Raw genomic sequence first — 5537 nt, forward strand, 5'->3', positions numbered from 1 at the left:
GAACAATATGCCGATGAAGACGCAAGGCAAATAGAGATAGTAGGCAGGAGGAGCTCAGAAGCATCACGCTCAATAAATATGGACTGCCGATGTAGCTAAATATATTTGCTATGGAGAACAGTGAAAAAACCAGTCCTGCCATGAAGAGCGCGGTAATAAGTATATATTCAGCTTCAACACTTGCCAGTAATTGTTCGTTGATTATATCCAGAAGCTTTTGAAACAAAAAAACCAATACATTGGCTTTGATGAACTGGCCGTAGGCATCCAGCCCGTATAGGCCAGGTATTACGAAGTTAACTACCAATCCGCTTATGAGTGTCAGTGCCTGAATCAGCAGACTTGTCATCGTAAAATACCTTCGGCCTTATCGCAGCAAACAGCAATATACGTTGTCTGGCGCATAACGCGGTCGCTGTGGTAAGGCGCTCCGCGTTATGTCGCTTTTGCAAGGAAAACGATCCCCGTGATTACGCCCAGATGCCTCGTGTATCTATGATATTCAGATTTTTGAGGCGACTCTTGGGGATAGCTTTAAAGCTGCTGTGGTCGACCAGCAGGACAATGATATCTGCCTTTTCCAGAGCCTGGTCGATGCAGTAAAGAGTCGTTTTTCCTTCCAGTGAGGCCGGAAGGTGCTCGATATTGGGTTCTACCACGATGACCTCACCTGGGTGCTCTTCTACTATCTGCCGTGCTATTCCCAGTGAAGGGCTTTCACGCAAGTCATCGATATCCGGCTTGAAGGCCAGTCCCAGGCAGGCGATTACCAGGTCTTTGGCGCTTTTGGATGGATGTTCCTGTAGGTGGCGCCCCACAGCCTGTCTCACTTGGTTCAGCACCCAGATCGGTTTGCTGTCATTCACTTCGCGTGCTGTGCGGATCAGGCGTGCCTCATTGGGTGTCTTGCTCACGATAAACCACGGGTCTACTGCGATGCAGTGGCCGCCTACGCCTGGGCCTGGCTGCAATATGTTAACGCGCGGATGGTGGTTGGCCAGGTGTATCAGTTCCCAGACGCTTATACCCAGCTTATTGCATATGATCGACAGTTCGTTGGCAAAGGCAATGTTCACGTCGCGGAAGCTGTTTTCGGTGAGCTTGCACATTTCAGCGGTGCGCGCATCGGTGATGATGCACTCGCCTTCCACGAAGGTTTTGTAAAGCCGCATGGCTGCATCGGAACATTTGGCAGTGAGGCCGCCGATGATTCGATCGTTTTCGATCAGTTCGCGCAGTACGTGCCCTGGTAGAACGCGTTCTGGGCAGTGAGCGATACGGATGTCCGAGTCTTCGCCATGGGTTTGTGGAAAGGTGAGATCCGGACGAGCTTCGGCTAGCCAGGCGGACATCTGTTCGGTGGCCCCTACCGGAGAGGTGGACTCCAGAATGACCAAGTTGCCTCTTTTCAGAACTGGAGCAATAGCCTTACTAGCCGACTCGATGTATGAAAGGTCCGGTTCATGTTCACCCTTGAATGGCGTCGGCACAGCAATGAGGAAAGCGTCTGCCGGCTCCGCCCGGGTAGTTGCACGCAGATATCCTTCCGTAACGGCTGCGCGCACCACGATATCTAGATCAGGTTCGATAATATGAATATCGCCTTTGTTTATGGTGTCGACAGCATTGTTATTTACATCGAGGCCTATGACCTTTTTCTTTCGTGCGGCAAAAACCGCAGCAGTAGGTAGGCCAATATAGCCGAGGCCGACGACGGAAATAGTTTCAAAGCTCATGTATTAGCCCTGTTGGGTTTGGGAAAGACTTTCAAGAATGCGGGCGCAGGCTTTACCATCACCATAAGGATTGTGAGCAAAGCTCATCTGGCGATATGCGTTTTCATCCGTGAGCAGAGACTTCAGGTTCTCAGTAATCACTTCAGTTTCGGTGCCGACCAGCTTAACGGTGCCGGCCTCTACTGCTTCCGGTCGTTCAGTCGTGTCGCGCATGACGAGAACAGGTTTGCCCAGTGATGGGGCCTCCTCTTGTATCCCGCCCGAATCGCTGAGTATAAGATAAGAGCGATTCATCAAGTAGACGAAAGGTAGGTAATCCAATGGTTCGATCAGGTGAATGTTTTTGATTCCCGACAGCAGCCGGTTAACAGGCTCGCGAACGTTGGGGTTCAGATGGACGGGGTACACGATTTCGACATCGGGAAAGGTATGCGCTGTTTCGGCTAGCGCTTGGCAGATTTTCTCAAAGCCTCCGCCAAAGCTTTCACGTCGATGACCAGTGACAAGGATAATTCTTTTTTTGTCTCCGAGAAACGAAAAATCATGATGAAATTGTTGCTGGAGAGATGGGTTGTTGTTGATTTTTTCTACCACGTCAAGTAGGGCGTCGATGACAGTATTTCCTGTGACATGGATGCTGTCAGGGGGGACCCCTTCCTTGAGCAGGTTTTCTCTGGAGGTTTCGGTTGGAGCGAAATGCAGGGTTGCCAGGGCGCCGGTAAGCTTCCGGTTGGCTTCCTCCGGCCAAGGCGAGTAGAGGTTGCCGGTGCGCAATCCTGCTTCGACATGGGCAACCGGGATCTGTTGGTAATAGGCGGCTAGCGTCACTGCAAAGGTAGTCGCAGTGTCTCCGTGCACTAATACCACATCGGGCTTGAAGTTCGCGAGAACGATTTTCATTCCTTGCAGGATAGTGGTCGTGACATCTGTCAGATCCTGGCCGGGTTTCATAATGTTCAGGTCGAAGTCAGGTTTCAGTTCAAATAGATCGAGTACCTGATCCAGCATCTGACGATGTTGACCTGTCACGCATACCTTGGCTTCAAAGCGTTTATCCGCGGCCAAACTTAATGCCAGTGGGGCCATCTTGATTGCTTCAGGGCGTGTCCCAAATACGCAGAGGGTCTTCAAAGTCATAGTTACACCGCTCGAAAGTAAAGAGTCTTATTGTCATGCACGCTGATGTTGCATGACGGAAGTGATTGGAAGTATTTTTTTGTTGTTTTTATTTTGAAAATTATGGTTTTCTTTGAAATCATAAAATCGACTGCCGTCGCTTGTTCTCTGCGAAAAATCTGGGCCCCTGTACGGGGGCGATTATTACGCCTTTATTTTCGGTATATTGCAAGGCGCTCTGTGGGTGGATTTGTATCGGTAATCGACACTGGCTAGGCCATTCGCGTGCGCCAGGTCGTTGATCTGTCAAGGGGTGAGAGGTGCGGACCTTATGTGTCGGGAAAGTGTATGGTAGACTGAGCGGTGGTCCATGCGATGCTATGGGGTGACTGGATCATCGACTTCCCAGGTGTAGCAGCTCTCGCTGAGGGCTACTCTGGGACATGGTCTCACGGCGGGTTGCACTCATCTCTGTCGACTGTTGTCATGGTGGCTCGCGCCTGGCGAGCTGGCCATTGTGTTGGTGCCTAAAAATAGGGGGCGGGTCATCCTTTCCCTGATCCAGATCACGCTTCTCTTCGTGTTGGTGATTCTGGAGGGGAGGCTGATTGTCTCATGGGAGGTGGTATTGCGGCTTCAGGCTCGACTCTAATTTAAGGGGCTTAGCCCTGTCGAGCCTGGGCGGGTGCCTTGGGGCTCCTCGCAAGCGTCGAAGAAGTAGAATGTTTTTAGGTGATGATGGTTTAATTCGAAGGTGGTCGTTGGTTTTGGCTTCTGGAATTTGAGTAGGTGTTCAATATAGCTATGGATAGAATAAGAGCTTTTCTATTGAAATTGCCGCGTCGGCAAAAGCGGATATTGCAAGTGACTGCCGATATAGTATTGGTGTGGCTTTCTCTTTGGATGGCATTCTTTGTTCGTCTCGGTATCACGGATGTTGGTGGTTTTGTGAGGAATCACATCTGGTTATTTGCTGTAGCACCAATTGTTTCTATTCCTCTGTTTGTTCGTTTTGGTATGTACCGAGCTGTAATGCGTTACTTTGGTAATGATGCGCTGATTGCCATTGCCAAGGCTGTAAGTCTTTCAGCTCTTATCCTTGGGATTATAATATATTGGTATGGTAATCAGCGGGGTGTTTTGCCGCGGTCGGTTGTGTTCAATTACTGGTGGCTGAGCCTGGTCATGCTGGGGGGGGTGAGGTTGGCTATGCGCCAGTATTTTTTGGGTGATTGGTTTTCGGCGGCTCAGCATGCACCCTTCACCAGCCGTGACAACGGTTTGCCTAAAGTGGCTATCTATGGTGCGGGAGCGGCAGGCAACCAATTGGCGACGGCCTTGCGCATGGGGCGGGCTATGCGTCCTGTCGCGTTTATCGATGATGATAGTGGTATTGCTGGTCGTGTAATATCAGGTCTGCATGTGTATAAGCCTAAACACATTCAGCAAATGATTGATACCACTGGGGCTCAGGAGATTCTCCTGGCTGTGCCGTCGTGCTCCCGTGCCAGGCGTCGTGAAATTCTCAGCCTGCTTGAAAGCTATCCGTTGCATGTGCGTAGCGTCCCTGGTTTCATGGATTTGGCGAGTGGTCGTGTGAAGGTTGATGATATTCAGGAGGTAGATATCGCTGACCTACTGGGGCGTGACTCAGTGCAGGCGCAGGAGGAATTGCTTGAGCGCTGCATCAAATCTCAGACTGTGCTTATCACTGGTGCAGGTGGATCTATTGGTTCGGAGTTATGCCGCCAGATCCTGATGCTGCAGCCGACCACGATGCTCTTGTTTGAGCACAGTGAGTTCAACCTGTACAGCATTCTCTGTGAGCTTGAGCAGCAGATTGCCCGTGAGTCTCTTTCCGTTCGTCTTCTGCCAATTCTCGGGTCTGTTCGTAATCAGGGTAAGCTTCTTGAGATCATGAGGACTTGGCGTGTTGATACCGTTTATCATGCCGCTGCCTACAAGCATGTACCAATGGTCGAGCATAATATTGCCGAAGGCGTTCTGAATAATGTTATGGGTACTCTCTATACTGCTCAGGCTGCTTTGCACGCAGGTGTTGCTAATTTCGTTCTTATATCTACCGATAAGGCGGTGCGTCCGACCAATATCATGGGTAGCACCAAGCGGCTGGCTGAGCTGACCTTGCAGGCTTTGAGTCGAGAGCTTGCTCCAGTGCTATTCGGAGAGCAAGCCAAAGTCTCGCAGGTTAACAAGACTCGTTTCACGATGGTGCGTTTTGGGAACGTTCTGGGTTCTTCTGGCTCGGTAATTCCTTTATTTCACAAACAGATAAAGTCGGGTGGCCCGCTAACGGTTACTCATCCGAAGATCACCCGTTATTTCATGACCATTCCTGAGGCTGCGCAGTTGGTCATTCAAGCAGGGTCCATGGGGACGGGGGGAGATGTATTCGTTCTCGATATGGGGAAGCCCGTAAAAATTGTTGAACTGGCGGAAAAGATGGTTCATCTATCGGGATTGAGTGTGTGCTCAGAAACCAATCCTAATGGTGATATCTCTATTGAATTCACGGGGCTTCGTCCAGGAGAAAAATTGTATGAGGAACTGCTGATTGGTGACAATGTCTCTGCCACTCAGCATCCCATGATCATGACGGCGGATGAAGATTATTTACCATGGGATGTTCTCAAGGTGAAATTGTCAGAATTGCTAAGCGCTGTA

At 50.2% G+C, this 5537-nt stretch carries 3 protein-coding genes and 1 pseudogene; 1 reads left to right on the forward strand and 3 read right to left on the reverse strand.

The genetic code is table 11. The features are described 5' to 3' along the window. From K675_RS31740 to wecB, 3 genes and pseudogenes are all read right to left on the reverse strand, one after another. A pseudogene (locus K675_RS31740) lies at positions 1-349 on the reverse strand (hypothetical protein); the annotation flags it as partial. Positions 350-470: 121 nt separating this feature from the next. Next, the gene (gene wecC / locus K675_RS0130145) at positions 471-1736 is read right to left on the reverse strand and encodes a UDP-N-acetyl-D-mannosamine dehydrogenase (RefSeq protein WP_017907162.1); all 1266 of its coding nucleotides are present in this window, start codon (positions 1734-1736) and stop codon (positions 471-473) included. 3 nt (positions 1737-1739) lie between these two features. Next, positions 1740-2873 carry a non-hydrolyzing UDP-N-acetylglucosamine 2-epimerase gene (gene wecB / locus K675_RS0130150; RefSeq protein ID WP_026145663.1) on the reverse strand — a complete coding sequence of 378 codons (1134 nt, stop codon included), beginning with the start codon at positions 2871-2873 and terminating at the stop codon, positions 1740-1742. A 783-nt stretch (positions 2874-3656) separates the two neighbouring features. Here wecB and K675_RS0130160 point away from each other — a divergent pair. Beyond that, the coding region (locus K675_RS0130160; RefSeq protein WP_026145664.1) for a polysaccharide biosynthesis protein at positions 3657-5537 on the forward strand (1881 nt) is incomplete at its 3' end.

The organism is Pseudomonas fuscovaginae SE-1 (genome assembly GCF_000364705.1).
GTDB classification, from domain to species: Bacteria; Pseudomonadota; Gammaproteobacteria; order Pseudomonadales; family Pseudomonadaceae; genus Aquipseudomonas; species Aquipseudomonas fuscovaginae_A.